This is a genomic window from Lysinibacillus louembei (assembly GCF_033880585.1).
GTDB lineage: Bacteria > Bacillota > Bacilli > Bacillales_A > Planococcaceae > Metasolibacillus > Metasolibacillus louembei.
Window position 1 is genome coordinate 2,174,592 of sequence record NZ_CP137624.1, and the last position, 20,390, is coordinate 2,194,981.

General features: G+C 39.0%; 19 protein-coding genes and 1 CRISPR repeat array. Of the genes, 14 read left to right on the top strand and 5 right to left on the bottom strand.

Annotated features, from left to right (window positions below; genetic code table 11):
• Window positions 1-10: 10 nt before the first annotated feature.
• The 6 genes from R6U77_RS10705 to sufB all read left to right on the top strand — a co-directional run bounded on the left by R6U77_RS10705 (window position 11) and on the right by sufB (window position 7,000).
• Entirely contained in the window at window positions 11-1,495 is a 1,485-nt protein-coding gene (locus R6U77_RS10705) for a glutamate synthase subunit beta (protein WP_319835657.1), read from the top strand.
• Between the two features lie 318 nt (window positions 1,496-1,813).
• Window positions 1,814-2,593 (top strand): Fe-S cluster assembly ATPase SufC, encoded by a 780-nt coding sequence (gene sufC, locus R6U77_RS10710; RefSeq protein ID WP_293927800.1) that lies wholly within the window; start codon window positions 1,814-1,816, stop codon window positions 2,591-2,593.
• A gap of 19 nt (window positions 2,594-2,612) precedes the next feature.
• On the top strand, window positions 2,613-3,920 hold the full coding sequence (sufD, locus tag R6U77_RS10715; protein ID WP_319835658.1) for a Fe-S cluster assembly protein SufD: 1,308 nt from the start codon (window positions 2,613-2,615) through the stop codon (window positions 3,918-3,920).
• Window positions 3,920-5,149, top strand: coding sequence for a cysteine desulfurase (locus tag R6U77_RS10720; RefSeq protein WP_319835659.1), 1,230 nt, complete (start codon window positions 3,920-3,922; stop codon window positions 5,147-5,149). The genes sufD and R6U77_RS10720 overlap by 1 nt, the downstream gene beginning before the upstream one ends.
• On the top strand, window positions 5,139-5,579 hold the full coding sequence (gene sufU, locus R6U77_RS10725; protein ID WP_293927807.1) for a Fe-S cluster assembly sulfur transfer protein SufU: 441 nt from the start codon (window positions 5,139-5,141) through the stop codon (window positions 5,577-5,579). The genes R6U77_RS10720 and sufU overlap by 11 nt, the downstream gene beginning before the upstream one ends.
• Before the next feature lie 23 nt (window positions 5,580-5,602).
• Window positions 5,603-7,000 carry a Fe-S cluster assembly protein SufB gene (sufB, locus tag R6U77_RS10730; RefSeq protein ID WP_293927810.1) on the top strand — a complete coding sequence of 466 codons (1,398 nt, stop codon included), beginning with the start codon at window positions 5,603-5,605 and terminating at the stop codon, window positions 6,998-7,000.
• A gap of 53 nt (window positions 7,001-7,053) precedes the next feature.
• On the opposite strand, the gene R6U77_RS10735 is transcribed toward sufB, so the two are convergent.
• Together R6U77_RS10735 and R6U77_RS10740 are read right to left on the bottom strand one after the other, a co-directional pair.
• The gene (locus R6U77_RS10735) at window positions 7,054-7,743 is read right to left on the bottom strand and encodes a type 1 glutamine amidotransferase domain-containing protein (protein ID WP_319835660.1); all 690 of its coding nucleotides are present in this window, start codon (window positions 7,741-7,743) and stop codon (window positions 7,054-7,056) included.
• Between the two features lie 6 nt (window positions 7,744-7,749).
• Entirely contained in the window at window positions 7,750-8,076 is a 327-nt protein-coding gene (locus tag R6U77_RS10740; protein WP_319835661.1) for an ArsR/SmtB family transcription factor, read from the bottom strand.
• A 180-nt stretch (window positions 8,077-8,256) separates the two neighbouring features.
• On the opposite strand from R6U77_RS10740, the gene R6U77_RS10745 reads away from it, so the two are divergent.
• The 3 genes from R6U77_RS10745 to R6U77_RS10755 all read left to right on the top strand — a co-directional run bounded on the left by R6U77_RS10745 (window position 8,257) and on the right by R6U77_RS10755 (window position 11,697).
• On the top strand, window positions 8,257-9,276 hold the full coding sequence (locus R6U77_RS10745) for an NADP-dependent oxidoreductase (protein WP_319838368.1): 1,020 nt from the start codon (window positions 8,257-8,259) through the stop codon (window positions 9,274-9,276).
• Window positions 9,277-9,378: 102 nt separating this feature from the next.
• Window positions 9,379-9,816 (top strand): VOC family protein, encoded by a 438-nt coding sequence (locus R6U77_RS10750; protein ID WP_319835662.1) that lies wholly within the window; start codon window positions 9,379-9,381, stop codon window positions 9,814-9,816.
• 509 nt (window positions 9,817-10,325) lie between these two features.
• A CRISPR array of direct repeats spans window positions 10,326-10,760; the repeat unit is 33 nt; unit sequence GTTTCTCTCTGTATAGAGAGAATGGATTGAAAT.
• A 481-nt stretch (window positions 10,761-11,241) separates the two neighbouring features.
• On the top strand, window positions 11,242-11,697 hold the full coding sequence (locus R6U77_RS10755; protein WP_319835663.1) for a zinc ribbon domain-containing protein: 456 nt from the start codon (window positions 11,242-11,244) through the stop codon (window positions 11,695-11,697).
• A gap of 51 nt (window positions 11,698-11,748) precedes the next feature.
• Here the strand turns inward: R6U77_RS10755 and R6U77_RS10760 are convergent, their stop codons facing one another.
• The 3 genes from R6U77_RS10760 to R6U77_RS10770 all read right to left on the bottom strand — a co-directional run bounded on the left by R6U77_RS10760 (window position 11,749) and on the right by R6U77_RS10770 (window position 14,566).
• Window positions 11,749-12,492: a hypothetical protein gene (locus R6U77_RS10760; protein WP_319835664.1), complete on the bottom strand. Its 744-nt coding sequence runs from the start codon at window positions 12,490-12,492 to the stop codon at window positions 11,749-11,751.
• A gap of 16 nt (window positions 12,493-12,508) precedes the next feature.
• Window positions 12,509-13,270 carry a hypothetical protein gene (locus R6U77_RS10765; protein ID WP_319835665.1) on the bottom strand — a complete coding sequence of 254 codons (762 nt, stop codon included), beginning with the start codon at window positions 13,268-13,270 and terminating at the stop codon, window positions 12,509-12,511.
• A 186-nt stretch (window positions 13,271-13,456) separates the two neighbouring features.
• A complete protein-coding gene (locus R6U77_RS10770) occupies window positions 13,457-14,566 on the bottom strand; it encodes a mandelate racemase/muconate lactonizing enzyme family protein (RefSeq protein ID WP_319835666.1) in 1,110 nt (369 codons plus the stop codon).
• 33 nt (window positions 14,567-14,599) lie between these two features.
• On the opposite strand from R6U77_RS10770, the gene R6U77_RS10775 reads away from it, so the two are divergent.
• The 5 genes from R6U77_RS10775 to R6U77_RS10795 all read left to right on the top strand — a co-directional run bounded on the left by R6U77_RS10775 (window position 14,600) and on the right by R6U77_RS10795 (window position 20,380).
• Window positions 14,600-15,826, top strand: coding sequence for a hypothetical protein (locus R6U77_RS10775; RefSeq protein ID WP_319835667.1), 1,227 nt, complete (start codon window positions 14,600-14,602; stop codon window positions 15,824-15,826).
• Window positions 15,827-16,027: 201 nt separating this feature from the next.
• Complete coding sequence (locus R6U77_RS10780) at window positions 16,028-17,431, top strand: YfcC family protein (protein ID WP_319835668.1); 1,404 nt, start codon at window positions 16,028-16,030, stop codon at window positions 17,429-17,431.
• Window position 17,432: 1 nt separating this feature from the next.
• The gene (locus R6U77_RS10785; protein ID WP_319835669.1) at window positions 17,433-18,545 is read left to right on the top strand and encodes an amidohydrolase; all 1,113 of its coding nucleotides are present in this window, start codon (window positions 17,433-17,435) and stop codon (window positions 18,543-18,545) included.
• A 156-nt stretch (window positions 18,546-18,701) separates the two neighbouring features.
• Complete coding sequence (locus tag R6U77_RS10790; protein ID WP_319835670.1) at window positions 18,702-19,559, top strand: DUF72 domain-containing protein; 858 nt, start codon at window positions 18,702-18,704, stop codon at window positions 19,557-19,559.
• Window positions 19,559-20,380 carry a sulfite exporter TauE/SafE family protein gene (locus R6U77_RS10795; RefSeq protein ID WP_293927830.1) on the top strand — a complete coding sequence of 274 codons (822 nt, stop codon included), beginning with the start codon at window positions 19,559-19,561 and terminating at the stop codon, window positions 20,378-20,380. The genes R6U77_RS10790 and R6U77_RS10795 overlap by 1 nt, the downstream gene beginning before the upstream one ends.
• The last annotated feature ends 10 nt before the right edge of the window (window positions 20,381-20,390 follow it).

Here is a 20,390-nt window from a genome sequence, read left to right on the forward strand (position 1 = left end):
GGGGTCTAGAATGGGAAAAGCTACAGGGTTTATGGAATATAAAAGAGAAAAAACAAAGGAAATCGCGCCACTAGAGCGTATCACAAACTGGAAGGAGTATGCTTCTCGCTTAACAGATGAAGCATTGCAAATACAAGGCGCACGCTGCATGGACTGCGGCACACCATTTTGCCATATGGGTATTGAAATTCGTGGTACAGCAGCGGGCTGTCCAATTCAAAATGTAATTCCAGAATGGAATGATTTAGTTTATCGCGGGCAATGGAAGGAAGCACTAGAGCGCTTGCATATGACGAATAATTTTCCAGAATTCACAGGGCGTGTTTGTCCAGCACCATGTGAAGGGTCTTGTACATTAGCGATTACAGACCCCGCTGTTGCCATTAAGTCGATTGAGCGTACCGTTATTGATAAAGGCTTTGAAAATGGCTGGGTAATACCTCGTATTCCAGCACAGCGCACTGGTAAAAAAGTAGCGATTGTTGGCTCAGGTCCAGCAGGCTTAGCAGCAGCTGACCAATTAAATCAGGCAGGGCATGCTGTGACAGTTTTTGAGCGAGCTGATCGCCTTGGTGGTTTGCTCATGTACGGTATTCCGAATATGAAGCTAGAAAAGGATATTATTGAGCGTCGTGTTGACCTTTTGAGTCAAGAGGGCATTGAATTTATTGTCAATACAGAGGTAGGGAAAGATATTACTGCCGATGAGCTACAGAGCACCTATGATGCTGTTATTTTATGTGTAGGTGCACAAAAGCAGCGCTTGCTTCATATGGAGGGCAGCGACGCAAACGGGATTCATTTAGCGATGGATTATTTAACAGATGTCACAAAAAGCTTATTAGACTCAAACTTTGAGGACGGGCAAGCATTGAATGTAGAGGGGAAGGATGTCATCGTTATTGGTGGTGGCGACACAGGGGCTGACTGTGTGGCAACAGCTATTCGCCAAAAATGCAACTCGGTTTACCAATTTGGTAAGCATCCAAAGCTACCGACAGGACGTACAGAGGAGACACCGTGGCCGAAAGATCCGAATGTTTATACGCTAGATTACGCTTATGCAGAGGTGGAGGCAGCGCAGGGGCATGATCCGCGTGAATATTGCATTCAAACAACGAAAATTGAAAAGGATGCGAGTGGTTGTGTGAAAGCATTGCATACAATTCAAATGGAAAAAGTGCTAGGGGATGATGGCTTCTATTATTTTAAGGAGCTACCTGGCACTGAAAAAATATGGCCAGCTCAGCACGTTTTTGTAGCGATTGGCTTTGAAGGTGTAGAGCATACAGTACCAGAGCATTTTGGTGTGACGATTGCCAACAATCGTATTCAAGCATCTATTAAGGACTTCTCTACAAATGTACCAGGTATTTTTGCGGCAGGTGATGCACGTAGAGGGCAAAGCTTAATTGTTTGGGCGATTAAAGAGGGACGCTCTGTCGCTGCGAGTGTGGATGCCTATTTAATGAAAGAACTAGCGATTTCGCAATAATAATAAATGAGGGAGCGTTCTAATTATGAGCGCTCCTTTATTTGTTAAAAATGCAGATAAAGCAAATTAAAACTTTACGTGCGCTCTAACTATTACTTGAGCCATAATTCTTATTGACAATGAGCTAATTGATAATTGTTGCTACTGCATTATTAATAAATTATGAATTGTTGCATACTGGCTACTATCTTTTTTTACAATTATTTAATTAAAATTATTCTAAACTATTTGCAACACTAGCTCTTTTCAGTTAAGATTGTACATGACAATAATTATGCAATGGGATACCCATGCAATGAACATTATGGAGGTAATTTAATGGCAACTTTAGAAATTAAAGATCTTCACGTTGAAATCGACGGAAAAGAGATTTTAAAAGGTGTAAACCTAACAATCAATACAAATGAAGTACACGCAATTATGGGTCCTAACGGTACTGGTAAATCTACGTTAGCATCTGCAATTATGGGTCATCCTAAATATGAAGTAACACAAGGCGAAGTATTATTAGATGGTGAAAATGTGTTAGAAATGGAAGTTGACGAGCGTGCAAAAGCTGGTTTATTCCTTGCAATGCAATACCCATCTGAAATCGCTGGTGTAACAAACGCAGACTTCCTACGCTCAGCAATCAATGCGCGTCGCGAAGAAGGCGATGAAATTTCTTTAATGAAATTTATCCGCGAATTAGATAAAACGATGGACTTTTTAGAAATGCCAGAGGAAATGGGTCAACGTTACTTAAACGAAGGCTTCTCTGGTGGTGAGAAAAAGCGTAACGAAATTTTACAATTAATGATGATTAAGCCAACATTCGCAATTCTTGATGAAATCGACTCAGGTCTTGATATCGATGCATTAAAAGTGGTATCTAAAGGCATTAACGAAATGCGCGGCGAAGGCTTCGGCTGCTTAATGATTACGCACTATCAACGCTTATTAAACTATATCACACCAGACCATGTACACGTAATGATGCAAGGTAAAGTTGTGAAATCTGGCGGTGCAGAGCTTGCACAACGCTTAGAGGCAGATGGTTACGACTGGATTAAGCAAGAGCTAGGTATCGAAGAAGAAACTGTAGAAGCAGAAGCATAATTAGAGGAGGACGAACAAGATGACGGTGGAAACAAAATTGGCGTTATCAGCACAAGAAGTACGCTCGTTCTCACAAAGCAACAATGAGCCAGCGTGGTTTGCTGATTTCCGCGAGGCGGCACTTGCACAAGCGGCAGAGCTAGCATTACCAACGCCTGATAAAACGAATATTAAAAAATGGAACTTTACTGAATTCCCTAAACATACAGTAGAAAGTGCACCATACGCATCATTAGATAGCTTACCAGCAGAGGTAGCTGCTTTAATCGATGTAGAGGGGCAACAAAATCTTTACATTCAACGCAATAACACACCAGCATTTAGCAAAGTTTCAGAAGAGCTAAAAGCACAAGGTGTTATTTTCACAGATATTTTAACAGCAGTTCGTGAGCATAGCGATTTAGTACAAAAATATTTCATGACAACGGCTGTTAAAGTAGATGAGCATAAATTAGCTGCTTACCATGCAGCACTTGTCAATGGTGGCGTATTTGTTTACGTACCACGCAACGTTGTTGTAGAAGAGCCATTACAAGTTGTTTTTGTTAATGATGATGCAGATGCTTCATTATTTAACCACGTATTAGTTGTAGCTGAAGAATCTTCAAGTGTAACATATGTTGAAACATATGTATCGACAATTGAAGAATCAAAGGGACAAGCAAATATCATTGCGGAAGTTGTTATCAAAGACAATGCGCAAGTTGTTTACGGTGCTGTAGATGTTCTTGCAAAAGGCTTTACAACATATGTAAACCGTCGTGCAAACATTGCACGTGATGGCAAAATTGAATGGGCACTTGGCTTAATGAATGATTCAGATACAATTTCTGAAAATATTTCACATTTAATCGGCGATGGCTCTGTTGCAGATACGAAAACAGTTGTTGTTGGTCGCGGTACGCAAAAGCAAAACTTCACAACAGAAGTACGCCACTGGGGTAAAAACTCTGATGGGCAAATTTTAAAGCACGGTGTAATGAAAGACGGTGCACAATCTATTTTCAACGGTATCGGTAAAATCGAGCATGGTGCAACAAAGGCAAACGCAGAGCAAGAATCACGCGTTCTAATGCTTTCTGAAAAAGCACGTGGCGATGCTAACCCAATTCTTTTAATTGATGAAGACGATGTAACAGCAGGACACGCAGCATCTGTAGGTCGTGTTGACCCGATTCAGCTTTACTATTTAATGAGTCGCGGTATTTCAAAAGCAGAGGCAGAGCGTCTTGTCATTCACGGATTCCTTGCGCCAGTTGTGACAAAGTTGCCAATCGAGGGCGTTAAAAAGCAACTGACGGAGGTTATCGAAAGGAAAGTTCGATAATGAATATAAAAGACATAAAAAACTATTTTCCTGTGCTAAATCAAGAGGTAAATGGGCATCCGCTCGTTTACCTTGATAGTGCAGCAACGTCGCAAAAGCCTATTCAAGTGATTGAAGCATTAAAAAAATATTACGAATTTGATAATTCGAACGTCCATCGTGGAGTGCATACTTTAGGAAACCGCGCAACGGATTCTTATGAGGGTGCACGCGAAAAGGTACGTAAATTTATTAATGCTCGTTCTACAAAGGAAATTATTTTCACACGTGGTACAACAACAGCTTTAAATACAGTGGCAGCAGGCTATGGTCGTCAAACGCTGCAAGAGGGTGACGAAATTGTCATTACGTATATGGAGCACCACTCGAATATTATCCCATGGCAGCAGCTTGCGAAAGAAAAGGGAGCTGTGCTGAAATATATTGATTTACAACAAGATGGCACGATTTCTTTAGATGCAGTGCGTGCAGCAATTACTAGCAAAACAAAAATTGTCTCTATTATGTACGTATCGAATGTTTTAGGAACGATTAATCCAATTAAGGATATTGCGAAAATTGCGCATGACAACGGAGCAATTATCGTTGTTGATGCAGCACAGGCAGCACCACATGTCAAAGTCGATGTGCAAGATTTAGATTGTGACTTTTTAGCGTTTTCTGGGCATAAAATGTGTGCGCCAACAGGTATTGGTGTACTATATGGAAAAGAGGCGCTTTTAGACAACATGGAGCCAATCGAATTTGGCGGTGAAATGATTGATTTCGTAGGTCTTTATGAGTCAACATGGAAAGAGCTACCGTGGAAATTTGAAGGTGGTACACCAATCATTGCAGGAGCAATCGGCTTAGGTGCAGCAATCGATTTCTTAAATGAAATCGGCTTAGATAATATAGCTGCACATGAGCATAAATTAGCTGCATATGCAATGGATGAGCTAGAGAAAATCGAAGGCTTACAAATTTTTGGTCCTCGCGATCCAATGCAGCGCTGTGGACTTGTGACATTTAACTTAGATGATGTCCATCCACATGATGTTGCAACAGTATTAGATATGAATGGAATCGCAGTACGAGCTGGTCACCACTGTGCTCAACCGTTAATGAAATGGCTTCAAGTAACTGCAACAGCACGTGCAAGCTTCTATCTATATAATGATGAAGCAGATATCGACCGCTTAGTTGCAGGACTGCGCTCAGCGAAGGAGTATTTCAACGATGTCTTTTAATAATTTAGATCAGCTATATCGTTCTGTTATTATGGAACATTATAAAAACCCTCGTAACAAAGGGATTTTACAAGAAAATAACGTCACAATCGATATGAATAACCCTACTTGTGGTGACCGCATTCATTTAACATTAAAATTGACTGACGGTATTGTAGAGGACGCGAAATTTGATGGTGAAGGCTGCTCGATTTCCATGTCCTCTGCATCGATGATGACACAAATCATCAAAGGAAAAAAACTTGAAGAGGCGTTAGAGCTAGCAGATATTTTCTCAAAAATGATGCTTGGTGAAGAGTACGACCTAGACAAATATGACTTAGGTGATGTAGAAGCGCTACAAGGCGTGTCGCAATTCCCAGCTCGCATTAAATGTGCAACATTGGCTTGGAAAGCAATGGAAAAGGGTGTAAAAAGCGAAGCGCAATAATTGTAATGAACGGAGGAGAACTAATGGCTAAAAAAATGCCTGATATCGGCGATTACAAATATGGCTTCCACGATAAGGACGTATCAATTTTCCGTTCAAAACGTGGGTTAACAGAAGAAATCGTACGAGAAATCTCAAATATGAAAGAAGAGCCGCAGTGGATGCTTGACTACCGCTTAAAAGCTCTCGAACAATTTTATAAAATGCCAATGCCTCAATGGGGCGGCGACCTTTCAGCATTAGACTTCGATGAAATTACGTATTACGTAAAGCCATCTGAAGCAACACAGCGCTCATGGGATGAAGTGCCTGAAGAAATCAAAGCAACATTCGATAAATTAGGTATTCCAGAAGCAGAGCAAAAATATTTAGCTGGTGTATCTGCTCAGTACGAATCTGAAGTAGTTTACCACAACATGAAAAAGGATTTAGAAGACTTAGGTATCGTCTTCAAAGATACAGACTCAGCATTAAAAGAAAATGAAGACATTTTCAAAAAATATTGGGGTACTGTTATTCCTTACGCAGACAACAAATTTGCAGCATTAAACTCAGCAGTATGGTCAGGTGGCTCATTCATCTACGTACCACCAGGCGTAAAGGTAGAAACTCCTTTACAAGCGTACTTCCGTATTAACTCTGAAAACATGGGTCAATTCGAGCGTACATTAATTATCGTAGACGAAGGCGCACATGTACACTATGTAGAAGGCTGTACGGCACCTGTTTACACAACAAACTCATTGCACTCAGCAGTAGTAGAAATTATCGTTGGTAAAGACGCATATTGCCGTTATACAACAATCCAAAACTGGGCAAATAACGTTTACAATCTTGTAACGAAGCGTACAGTTGTAGATGCAAACGGCACGATGGAATGGGTTGATGGCAACATCGGTTCAAAACTAACAATGAAATATCCAGCATGTATTTTACGTGGTGAAGGTGCACGTGGTATGACATTATCAATCGCTTTAGCAGGTAAAGGTCAGCACCAAGATGCAGGGGCAAAAATGATTCACCTTGCACCAAACACATCTTCAACAATCGTATCGAAATCCATTGCACACCATGGTGGTAAAGTATCATACCGCGGTATCGTTCGCTTCGGTCCAAAAGCGACTGGCGCACGTGCAAACATCGAGTGTGATACATTAATTATGGATAACCAATCAACTTCAGATACAATTCCATACAACGAAATTTTAAATGACGATGTGTCATTAGAGCACGAAGCAAAAGTTTCAAAAGTATCAGAAGAGCAATTATTCTACTTAATGAGCCGTGGTATTTCAGAAGTAGAAGCGACAGAAATGATCGTAATGGGCTTCATCGAGCCATTCACAAAAGAATTACCAATGGAATATGCAGTAGAAATGAACCGTTTAATCAACTACGAAATGGAAGGTTCTATCGGTTAATATATAAGGAGCTGTTCGAAAGGATATCATCTTTTCGAACAGCTCCTTCATTTTTATTGAATATGGTTTGACATACTTTTGATAAGTAGCTTTGCAACAGCTCTCACGGAAAAAGGGTTTTGCCCAGTAATTATATGTCCATCTTGCACAGCAAACTCACTGTAAGCACGCTGTTTCTTAAAATGAGCTCCGCGTTGTTCAGCGATTTCTTTATTTAAAAACGGCACGACTGATTTTTTGCCAGCTAAAACTTCCTCAGTTGTTGTAAAGCCAGTAATTGCTTTTCCTGCAATTAAATAATTTCCATTGTCATCCTTAATATTGACTAAACCAGCCATACCATGGCAAACAGCTGAAATGAATCCATTATTTTTGTAAATAGCTAAAGCGATTTGTTGCAATTCCTTATTGTCTGGAAAGTCCCACATCACACCATGACCACCAGTGTAGTAAATTGCAGCATAGTCACTCGCATTTACTTGATTGGGGCTCAATGAGGAGGCTAGTGCTCTTTTTTGAAAGTCAGCTGTTTCATAAATTTGCATAATGGACTCGTCAGCATATTTCATGCTTCTAGGGTCTAATGGTACAAAGCCACCTTTAGGACTGACATAATCCACTTCAATATTGGCTTTCAGCATTTCTTCAACGAATTCAGTTGCTTCCCCAAGCCATAAGCCAGTAGCATCTTTAGTTCCTGGATAACGAGTTACATTTGTTAAAACAACCAATACTTTTTTCATATGCATTTACTCCTTTGTTAAAATAGCTGTGACATGGTCTAATAGCTTTTTCATCTTATCGATTTCTGTTGTGTCATGTGAGAGGTAATAATAATTTTTTGTTCCTTCGCTTCGATAATCAACTAAGTTAGCTTGCTTCAATATTTTTAAATGATGAGAGATAGCAGGGCGAGACAGGTTTGTCACCTCTGTTAAATCATTGACTCTAAGTCCTTCACAGGCTTTGTTTTCAAGGAGAGCAATAATGATTGCTTGTCTTTTTTCATCCCCTAAGGCAACTAAAAAGTCACTAAGTGCAGCAAACTCATTTTTTAAATGTTGTAAATTAGGCATAATAGATCTCCAATGGTTTATATTTTTAAACTATTAAACCATTGGATTATTTGCTTGTCAATTTTTTTGATTCGATTGAAATACTTGACGAAATATTTTAGATGCGTTATTATCACATTACTTAATGGTTTAAAAGTTTAAACCAATGAACTAAAAGGAGAATAGAAAATGACTCAAAAAATGAAAGCCGCTCTTATTCGAAAGTATGGTCAAAAAAACCTAGAAATTGCCGAGGTGGATATTCCTACTGTTCGAGACAATGATGTGCTTGTCAAAATTGTAGCAGCCAGCATCAACCCAATTGATTTGAAGACGAAAGATGGTAAAGTAAAAATGCTTTTAAGCTATAAAATGCCATTAATTTTAGGAAGTGACTTTGCGGGCATTGTTGAAAGTGTAGGGAAGAACGTTACAAAATATAAAATAGGTGACAAAGTATATGGAAGGGTGCAAAAAAATCGAATTGGAACCTTTGCGGAATATATCGCAGTAGATCAAGGTGATATAGCCCTTAAACCAAAAAACCTTACTTTTGAAGAGGCTGCCTCTATTCCGTTAGTAGGGCTAACGAGCTATCAAGCATTATATGACATCATGCAATTAAAAGCGGATGATAAAGTATTGATTCAAGCAGGGGCAGGTGGAATAGGAACAATTGCTATTCAACTAGCAAAATTGACAAGTGCTTATGTAGCAACGACAACAAGTGCAAAAAATGCCGATTTTGTTAAAAGCTTAGGTGCGGATAAAATTATTGATTATCGAACAGAAAATTTCGAAGAGGTCTTAACAGATTATGACTATGTTTATGATACGATGGGCGGTGAGACATTAGAAAAGGCTTTTCGTATTATTAAACCAAATGGCAAAGTGGTTTCTTTGTCAGGAATACCAAATAAACGTTTTGCAAAGGAATATGGCTTACCATTATGGAAACAAATCATTTTAGGAATAGCTACACGAAATATTAGTAAATTAGAGAAAAAAACAAATGCCAGCTACCACTTTTTATTTATGAAACCAAGTGGGCCACAACTAGAAATATTGACGAATTTGATAGAGCAAGGAAAAATTCAGCCAATCATTGACCAAGTTGTTTCGTTAAATAATATTCAAACAGCAGTGAATCACTCATTATCCGGAAGAGCAAAAGGGAAAATTATTATTAGAGTAGCTGAAAATTTAAAAGATGAAAAATAACCCTATAGTATAAATAGACTTTTAAGGTTTTCAGTAATAATAAATTGTTAATTGTGGTACGCTAATAAATAGAATTCCAATAATTTTAAAGGAGTGTTCAAAATGGTTGGTGTAGAAATCGATATGGTTGTGACGGATAGTTTAAAGGCATTAGCATTATATGAGAAGATTTTTGATATTGAGCGTCTAGAGGTAACAAATTTTCCAGTCGGAAAGAACGAAGCTGTTTTTAAGTTATATGATGTAAGATTTCATTTATTAGACGAAAATCCTGAATATCAAATGATTGCACCTAAACCAGATGATCCAAAGCCGATTTGGTTTAATATTTTAGTACCAGACATTGCAGAAACATATGAGAAGGCAATGAAGGCAGGCTGTAAAGAAGTACAAGCAGTAACACAGCTACCTGATTTTGGCGTATCCAATGCGGTATTTAGCGATGAATTTGGCTATCTTTGGATGTTGCATGAGCTGCACAAAGTAGTGAGCTTTGAAGAGCGTGTAGAATTGCTGAAAGATGAAATGGGCGAACATTAATAATTAATTACGCGAACCTTAAGTGCCCATAAATATATGGGGAGGTTCGCGTAAAAAATAATAGTATAACTTTAATTTTAAGTAATAATCTATTGGATATAAGCTAAAGTTTATAACTTTTTCTAAATATAGACGATGCCATAAATAATTAATCTATATATTGCGGTCTCTCTCTGTATGGAGAGAGTGGATTGAAATACATCCGCATGATCTACGGCATGCCCGTGAAACAGTCTCTCTCTGTATGGAGAGAGTGGATTGAAATTTACGGTGTGAAACGTGCATACCAAGAATTATTGTCTCTCTCTGTATGTAGAATGGATTAGAAAAATAAAAAGAGTTAGATGTTGGTGCGAATGTGAAGCGAACATGATTTTCTAAGGGGATTCGCACCAAAAAGAAGCAAGAAATTCTATATACAAGAGAAAAGAATTAGGATAATATTACCTTATAAATTAATTTTTAAGTGAAAAACGGTGATAAATGTTACTTTTATGCGCTTTTTCACAGTTTCTCTCTGTATAGAGAGAATGGATTGAAATGCCTGCTTCTGCTTCCGATATTGCAGCAGTTGCAGTTTCTCTCTGTATAGAGAGAATGGATTGAAATCGACCTGTCAAATGCAAATTTAACGGGTTCGAATGTTTCTCTCTGTATAGAGAGAATGGATTGAAATTCGCTTGACGGTTGTTAGTAGTCCTTGTTTATGTTTCTCTCTGTATAGAGAGAATGGATTGAAATAGCGTATCGATGTAATTACGGGGCAAATTCTGTAGTTTCTCTCTGTATAGAGAGAATGGATTGAAATAATAGGAGAAATGATAATATCCCTTGTGATAAAACGTTTCTCTCTGTATAGAGAGAATGGATTGAAATTCTACGTCTTTTGTTATTTCACTAGATAAAACAATGTTTCTCTCTGTATAGAGAGAATGGATTGAAATCTTAAATTATGAACAACAAGAATATCTTGATGGAGTTTCTCTCTGTATAGAGAGACCCCAAAACATTTTATAAATGCATCATTTTTCATAAAAGGTTATAGGAAATGTAGGTCGATATCTAAATTTCGCTATAGCCTTTTGTGCTTTTTTTAAGAAGTAATTAGGGTATGTGGACAATCGTAAACTAATGAGTAAGGAGCATGAAATTGATGTTGTAGGGGGAGAATAATGAGAAATATATCAACTATCGTTTTCTAATCCATATGCATTAATTAAAAGATAAGGTGTATGCGGTGTAATATAATCAATTATGCCGCAAGTTCCTTGATTATTGATATTTAGAAATTACTTAAAATGTCTTCTTCTTACTTTCAAAAATTTTGCTGAATCAGGCTCAATGAAGAAATTTGTTTATTAGCAACAAACGGTTGCTTTCTATGTTGAAACAGTTCAGCTAAAATGAGGGAGAGGTGAGGAGAAAATGGAAACGGCAACGATTATTAAAGAGATTAGAAATAAAAATCAATTATCACAAGGGGCATTTTCAGAAATACTTTGTGTGACACGCCAAGCTGTTTCAAGGTGGGAAACAGGGAAAACAACACCGAATTATGAAACGTTGAAAACTATTTCTAAGAAATTTAATGTAACGATTAATACTTTACTTGGTTCGCCAAAAAGCTTGATTTGTCAATGTTGTGGGATGTGTCTTCATAGCGATGATGTGATAAGCAAGGAATTGGATAATCAATTTAATGAAGATTACTGTAAATGGTGCTATGTTGATGGGGAGCATCAATACAAAACAATGGAAGAGATACTAAACTTTTTAGTTCCACTTTTAGTAGAAGAGCGTCAACAGGCACCAGAGGTCGTTCGTCAGCAATTAGAGGATTTTCTTCCTACACTGAAACAGTGGGGAGTTAAAGAAGAATAAAAAATGCAAGCCCTTGTCATCAGTGAAAATGGATGACAAGGGCTTTGTAGGTTATTTTGTATCACTAAATGCATGAAGCCAGTTCAATGTATTTTCGTTAAAATCTTTTAATGTAAAGACGATTTCATTTTGTGCCCATTTGACGAATGTCCGTGTTTCATCGTCTGCGTAAAAGTGCATTTGCCCTATAATTTGTGGATGTGGGTAATAGCCATTTCCTGTACCGTCTGTTATGTCATTAACTAAATCCTTTTCCTTAATCCAATCGACTAGCTCTTGCTCGGATTTTTCCATAGAATAGGCAAACACATACCAGCCATGGCTCGTCGTCCAGTTGACAATACTTTCGTCACCTGAAATAAAAGGATAAATTAATTCAGGACCGGCATCCGCGACATAATCATCATGTAATGTGAGCTGTACTTTTAAATCATCATCTGCCTTGAGTTCATCTTCATAGCGTGTAATTGTTAATTGTCCGATATAGTAACCCTCTGTTACGTTTGCTGCATCGAGTGCAGTTTCTTCATCAAATTCATAAAAATCGAATGTTATTTCATTTTCAGTTGTCGTTGTTTGTGCTGTTAAAAATTTGTCTTTTGCTACAGGAAATTTGGTAGGGAGCTGCACTTGCCAATCTGTAGGTATCGCAGATTGAAAGTCAGCATATTGATTGACTTGACCATTGTTTGTTGTCGTTTCCTCAACAGGTGCTTTATTCGGTTCCTCGCTCGAATCATTGCTACAAGCTACTAGTAATAAGGTGCACGCAAGAAGTATGTTAAGCTTTTTCATGATCGTTTCCTCCTAGTTAGTTGGGACTTGGAATATCCACAGGCTCTCCCCACTGTAGAAATGTATTGCTCGTTGTCTCAGATAATCCAGCGATTGTCGCTGTTGCAATGTAATAGGCACCTAAATAGTGATCTGTAATCCAAAGCTGAACATCTGTGAGCATGGCGCCATTTAAATGAATAGGCTGTTCGGGTGTAAGATGCCATGCCGTATCGACGAAGGCTTCTGTGTCAGGTACAGCACCTTGCCCAACAACTTTCCATGTAGGGGCTTGTGCAAAGTTTTCTGCAATGGCGATTGGATGACCTAATATCCGCGTTAATTTTATAACATTTGATGCAATGACTTCCTCGCCATTACTTGGCTCATCTGTTTCCTCAATCCAACCTGTTTCGGGCGTTTTCATCCAACCTGTATCTCCATCAATAATAACTGTATTGTCACTGTTTTCGATATGCATTGAAAAGTCAGGATTCCATTGAAAATCTACTTTTGAAGCACCACTTGCGGAATTGACTTTATGAGAGCCACTGCCTGCTGCTATCATCGCATCTTTCATGCAGGCTGCTAGTTTTTTTCCTTCAATAACAGCCCCTTGTTCAAATAGTATGCCCTCACATGAGGCAGGAGATGCTGGTGTAGCAACAGTTTCTTGCTCTTCGACAGCCTCCTTCGCGGGAGATGTCTCTTGTTTATTTTCCGTTTCGTTAGAGTTTGCTGTATTCCCACATGCTACTAGTAGCAATAGACAAAAGCATAACCAAAAAAGCTTTTTCACTATAAGCAACCCTCCTTATATTGAAAATTTTGAAATTTTATCTATACAAATTAATGGTAACCTATTGCATAGTTTGAAACAAGAACGATAAAATAAGGTTTATTTAAGCATAAAATGGAATTTTATAGTGAAAAGTATCTATTGGAAAAGCCATCGGAAGAACGGCGTTTTCCAATGGCTCCTTTTTTAACATATAACACTTTGCTTCACAGTAAGCTTTGCAAGCGTATTTTCATCTACATCAACACCTAATCCTGCTTGTCCATTTAAGCGAATGTATGGAATTTCAAATTGCAAATTACCTACATCTTCGCTATATTTTAGCGGACCTGTTAACTCAACGCTCGTCATCGATTTTTTTGAGAAGGCAACATGATAGCCTGCCGCAGAGCCAACAGATGATTCCACCATTGAGCCAACTTGACATTCGATGTTTGCCATTTCTGCCATAATCGCTAGCTTATTTGCTTTATAAATACCGCCACATTTCATTAGCTTAATATTTACTTTATGTGCAGCCTGCTTTTGGATGATTGTGCGCATTTCTGTCATGCCAACAAGCCCCTCATCAATCATCACAGGCGTTGACGTTTTTTGTTTAATTTCAACCATGCCATCAAAGTCGTGTGCTACAATTGGCTGCTCAATCCAATCAAGGTGACAATCCTCAAGCAGGGCAAGTGCTTGGAGGGCGGTTGCGCTATTTTTCCAGCCTTGGTTGACATCGACGCGAATAGCGATTTCAGGTCCAACTGCTGCTCTTACTGCTTGAATGCGTTTGACATCCTCTAGCATTTTCGCACCAACCTTCAGCTTGAAGGAGCGATAGCCCTCTGCCATTTTATCGAGCGCTTCCTGTGCCATGACAGCAGGCTCTTGAATGCTTAATACATGGGTAATCGGAAATTCCTCATGGAAGCGTCCGCCTAGTAAATCATAAACAGGTACATTTAGTGATTTTGCGGCAGCATCATAGCACGCAATATCTAGTGCAGCCTTTGCTGTTGGTGCAGCTAAAATAGCGCGATCCATTACGTCATGAATAGCCTCCATATTTAACGGATTCATACCAATTAAGCGTGGCGCTAAAATTTTCTCAATAATTTCGAAGGCACCATACATGCTTTCGCCTGTTACATGCTCATCTGCTACACCTTCACCATAGCCAACAACTCCATTATTTAAAGTCACTTTGACGATTAAGGAAGGCATCGTATAATAGGTAGCATAGCTAATAATAAATGGTTCCTTTAATGGTAATTCAATAGCGAATAATTCAATTTTTTCAATTTTCATCGTTCTACATCCTTTCAAAGGGGGTTTTTCTTTATGATAACAATTGCTTTAATCGGTTCAGCAAGCTTTTGCCAAAAAGCGCAGGCTCTTGCTGTACAAGATGCTTCATACAAGCTAGTATGCTACGAATATAAAGAGGCAGCTGAGGCACCACAGCTCGTAAAAACGATTGAGCACTGTGATGCATTAATGTTTTCAGGCTCGCTGCCATATGATTTTTCAAAGCAACAACTTGAGCAGCTACAAATACCTGTCATTTATTTACGTCAAGATGTGCAAGCATTAGCGATTACGCTATTAAAGGCTGCACAGCTAGGCTATTCTTTAATGCGTATTTCCCTTGACTATCGCCATGAGGAAGAGTGGCAAAGCTTGTGCAAAGATTTGCATCACCCACCAACGGAGCATACGCTATGTTTACAAAGCGCGCAGCCATCTCAGCCTGTATTGACATTTCATCGTAGGGCATTAGACAGTGGACAAGTGGATTTCGCCATTACGAGTATTCATGCCGTCTATGATCAGCTATGTGAGGAGGGCTATCCAGCGATGCGCATTGTAGATACAGATAACGACATCCTACATACGTTAACAAAGGCAAAGGAGCAGGCATTATTAGCAAAAGCACAAGCAGCTCAAGTTGCTGTCGGGCTAATCCAAGGTCAACATTGCTCACAAGGGGAGCTCGCTGAATTTGCGCAGCTAATGGGTGCGACATTAACGGAAACTGCACATGGGCTTGCGGCGTATTCCACAGTTGGCAAAGTAAAGGCGGTTATTGCCCATCCATTGTTTACAAAGTGGCACAATGCTTTGCATCCAAATATGCGAATTTCCTTTGGTAGTGGGCATTCGATGGAAGCAGCGTATAACAATGCACTTGTTGCAAGCTCCTTTACACAATCAAAGCAGTTTTACTTTATGGATGCAAAGCAAATATTGCATGGCCCTTATCCAATTGTCACACATCAATCCATACATTCGATAGAGCATCCACAACTCGTAGCACTTGCACAGCAAGTACATATAAGTACACAAAATATGTCGCGTATTTTTGCATATGCTGCCTTACAATATAATGAGCCTTTTACTGCTGCACAATTAGCGACGTTTTTACAAGTAACGAGAAGGACAGCAGAGCGCATGCTAAAAAAGCTGCATGATGCTAGCTACGTAATGATTATTGGAGAGCAGTCTGCCCATCAAAAGGGTCGTCCATCAGCACTTTATCGCTTGGAGCTTCCTGCTTTAAAGAAATAATATTTGCTCCTGCGATGATTTGTCGCAAAGGAGTCGTCTTGAATTTTTTCAGATGGCTCTTTTTTTATTTTCAGAAAATTCCTTGCATATAACAAAAAATTTTTTTACAATAAAAGACGTCGTTAGATAGTCGTTAATTGTATCGTACAAAGTAAAAAGGATGAAGTCAAGGGCAAATAAAAGAGTTATAGGAGTGATAACATGAAGCAAGTTACAGAGAAGAAAAAGAAATTTTTAATTCCGCATACATATGCAATTATTTTTTCAATTATTATACTTGCAACGTTAGCGACATATTTTTTACCAGCAGGACAATATGAAAGAATAGAAGAAGCAGGGCGTACGATTGTTGTTGAAAATAGTTATGCACAGGTAGAGCAAAGCCCTGTCTCTATTTTTGAGATGTTTAAAGCAATCCCGCTCGGTATGCAGGCAGGAGCACGTATTATTTTCTATATTTTCCTCGTAGGAGGAGCGTTCGGTATTATTCGAGCAACAGGGGCAATTGAATCGGGTGTTAATGCACTCGTACAAAAAATGCAAGGCTCAGGTATATGGCTTATTCCAATTTCCATGACTGTCTTTTCTATTTTAGGCTTTTCAACAGGGATGAGTGAGGAAACAATTATTTTCGTACCAATTGGTATAGCGATTGCGAGAGCACTAGGCTATGATGCGCTTGTTGGGACAGCGATGGTTTCAACAGGGGCAGCAAGTGGCTTTATTGGCGGGATGCTCAATCCATTTACTGTCGGGATAGCGCAAGAAATAGCGGAAGTAAAGCTGTTTTCAGGTATCGGCTTCCGTTCAGTTGTCTATGTATTTATTTTGCTCGTAGCGATTATATATGTAATGCGCTATGCAAAAAAAATCCAAGCAGATCCAACGAAAAGCATTATGTATGATATTGAGCAAAAGATAAAGCTAGTAAAGGTTTCAGATATTGATACATTTGATAAATTTACGACACGCCACATTTTAGTGCTGTTAACATTGCTTACTGGAATTTTAGTAAATATGTACGGCGTATTTAAATTGGATTGGTTTTTAGATGAATTAGCGGCAAACTTTATTATTGTCGGCTTTGTAGCAGGGATATTAGGCGGTTTGAACATTAATAAATTATTTGATGCTTTAGTGGATGGCATGAAAATTGTAGCCTTTGGTGCATTAATTGTAGGTTTTGCTCGCGCAATTTTAGTCATACTTGAATCAGGTGTTATTATTGATACAATTGTTTATAGCTTAGTGCAATTAATTTCACACTTGCCACAAACATTGAATGCTGTTGGTATGTTTGCGGTACAAGTAATTATTAATTTCTTTATTCCTTCAGGAAGTGGACAAGCTGCGACAACGATGCCAATTATGGTGCCGATTGCCGATTTACTTGGAATGGAGCGTCAAGTAGCCGTTTTAGCATTCCAATACGGTGATGCGATTACGAACTCGATTATTCCGACGTCCGCAGCTTTAATGGGTTATTTAGCGATTGCAGGTATTCCGTATGAGCGCTGGGTGAAATTTATTTGGAAGCTGATTGTCATTTGGTTAATTATTGCGGCAATTGCTTTAGTTGCTGCTGTTATGTTAGGAGTTTCTTAAAATGAAAGAAAAAGTAATGCAAATTTTTGAGCATTTACATGCACATGGTGAAGTAAGCTGGAAAGAGATTGAAACGACAAATTATCTCGTAGCATTATTTGAGGAAGCTGGTTTTCAGCCAAAGCGTTTTCAAAATTGTCCAGGCTTTTCAGTAGAAGTTAGCTCTGGTTCACCGAAAGTAGGGCTGCGTGCAGATATGGATGCACTATGGCAGGAAGTGAATGGAGAAATGAAGGCCAACCATTCATGTGGACATGATGCACATATGGCGATTGTCACTGGCGTGATGCATAAATTAAAGGAAATCGGTGATATAGGCGGCACAGTACGCGCCGTGTTTCAGCCAGCGGAGGAGCTTGGTAACGGCTCATTAAGCGTTATTCAAGAGGGCGTTATCGATGATTTAGATTATTTTTATGGCGTTCATTTACGCCCATTTGATGAAATGGCTTTCCCAAATTGTGCACAAGGTATTCAGCATGGCTCCTGTGTCTTTGTTAAAGGGCAAATTGGCGGATTGGATCATCACGGTGCGAGACCACATAAAGGCGTTAATGCGATTGAAGTAGCTGCCTCGATTGTGCATCATTTAGGATTAACGTACACAGACCCACATGTTGCGGCAACGGTGAAAATGACGAATTTACATGCGGGAACGGAAAATTTTAATATTATTCCAGGTAAAGCAACTTTCGGCTTAGATTTACGTGCACAAACAAATGCAGTTATGGATGAATTGCAGCATCAAGTAAAAACGGTTTGTGCACAACTAAGTGCAATGCATCAAGTGCCGATTGATATTGAATTTTTCGATTACGTTCCAGCGGCAGCAGTGAATGAGGAGGCGGCTGCATTGATGGCACAGTCGATTGAACATGTACTAGGATGCCCAGCATTACCGACGATTGTCACACCAGGCGCAGATGATTTTCATTTTTATACGATTGAGCGCCCACATTTAAAAGCGACGATGCTTGGCTTAGGAGCAGATGTAACGCCAGGGTTGCACGATCCGTATATGCTGTTTAATCATGAGGCGATTTTTAACGGAATTGAGATTTTAACAGATGTTTGTTTGCGCACATTGCAAAGAGAGAAGGAATCGGCTGTCTAAATTCGGACAGCTTTTTCCAGTTTGCTGGGTGAAAGGGCATATCGGATGGATGAATTTAAAGCGTCGTTGGGCGAATAGGGACTTTTGAATGGATATATGCCATATTTGAAAATATGTTATGATAAAGGATACGATAGTAGTGAGGAGGGAGAGGTCGTGATTTCGATTGGGTTAACTGGCTGGGGAGATCACCCTGCGCTATATTCAACAGTGACGACTGCTCGTGATAAATTATTTGACTATAGCGGGCATTTTCCAATCGTAGAAGTGGATACATCTTTCTACGCAATTCCAAATAATCAACATGTAGAGAAATGGTGCCGTGATACACCTGATAATTTTCAATTTATATTAAAGGCTTATCAAGGAATGACAGGGCATTTACGTGAGGATTTACCATATGAGACGCGCAATGATATGTTTGAAGCTTTTTTGCAATGTGCACATACATTCCAACGCTTTAATAAACTAGCAATGGTGTTAGTACAATTTCCACCGTGGTTTGATTGTACAACTAAAAATGTTAATTATATTCGATATGTTAAAGAGCAATTGCCAGATTTACCATTAGCAATTGAGTTTCGCAATCAAACTTGGTATGCGGCAGCGATGCGTGAAAAAACGCTGCAATTTTTACGGGAGCATAGCTTTATTCATACAGTTTGTGATGAGCCGCAGGCAGGGGTTGGCTCCGTTCCGTTAGTGCCGATTGCGACAGCTAATAAAGCGCTTTTACGTATACATGGACGCAATATTCATGGCTGGCGCAATAGCGGCAATGCACATAATTGGCGCAAAGTTCGCTTTTTATACGATTACAATGAGGACGAGCTGCAATCCTTAGCTGTGCATATTCGGCAGCTGCAACAGCAAGCGAAGGATGTTTACGTGCTGTTTAACAATAATTCAGATTACCATGCAGCACCGAACGCACAACGTTTAAAGGAAATATTAGGCTTGCATTTTGACAATTTATCACCAAAGCAATTAAATATTTTTGAAGGAGAATTTTAATGGAATTTATACTGCTATTTATTATTGCGGCAGCTTCAGGAATCGTCGGAGCGCTCGTAGGGTTAGGTGGCGGCGTTATTTTAGTACCGGCTACCTTATTTATAGGAATTAACTTAGGCTATATTCCAGATATTACCCCACAAACGGTTGTCGGGTTATCTGTTGTGATGATGATTTTTACAGGGCTTGCTTCTACATTATCACAAATGAAATCGAAGACAGTTGATTATAAAACAGGCTTTATTTTTTTTGCTGGTAGTATCCCAGGTGCGATGCTAGGAGCATGGATTAACAAAGGCTTAGATTTACCATCATTTAATTTATATTTTGGCATTTTATTAATTATTTTATCTATCATTTTATTAGTGCGTGATAAATTAAAGCCTGTACGTTGGTTTGTGGAGCATGGAACAAAGCATACATATGTTGATAGTGAAGGTAAGGAATATGTGTACGGTTATCCGATTTGGTTTGCTTTCATATTAACATTTGTTATTGGCTGTATGTCGGGGCTGTTTGGCATCGGTGGCGGCTCGATGATTGTGCCAGCAATGCTTATTTTATTTTTATTCCCACCGCATGTGGCAATTGCCACATCGATGTTTTTAGTATTTTTAACGTCAATTGTTAACTCTGCCTCGCATATTTATTTAGGGCACGTGCCTTGGCTCTATACGTTGCCAGTCATTCCAGGGGCATATATTGGAGCGAAATTTGGGGCACAATTAAATAAAAAGTTAAAATCGGAAACATTAGTGCTTGCATTAAGAATTATTTTATTACTATTAGGGATTCGTTCAATTATCGACGGATTATTTTAAAAAGGATGGT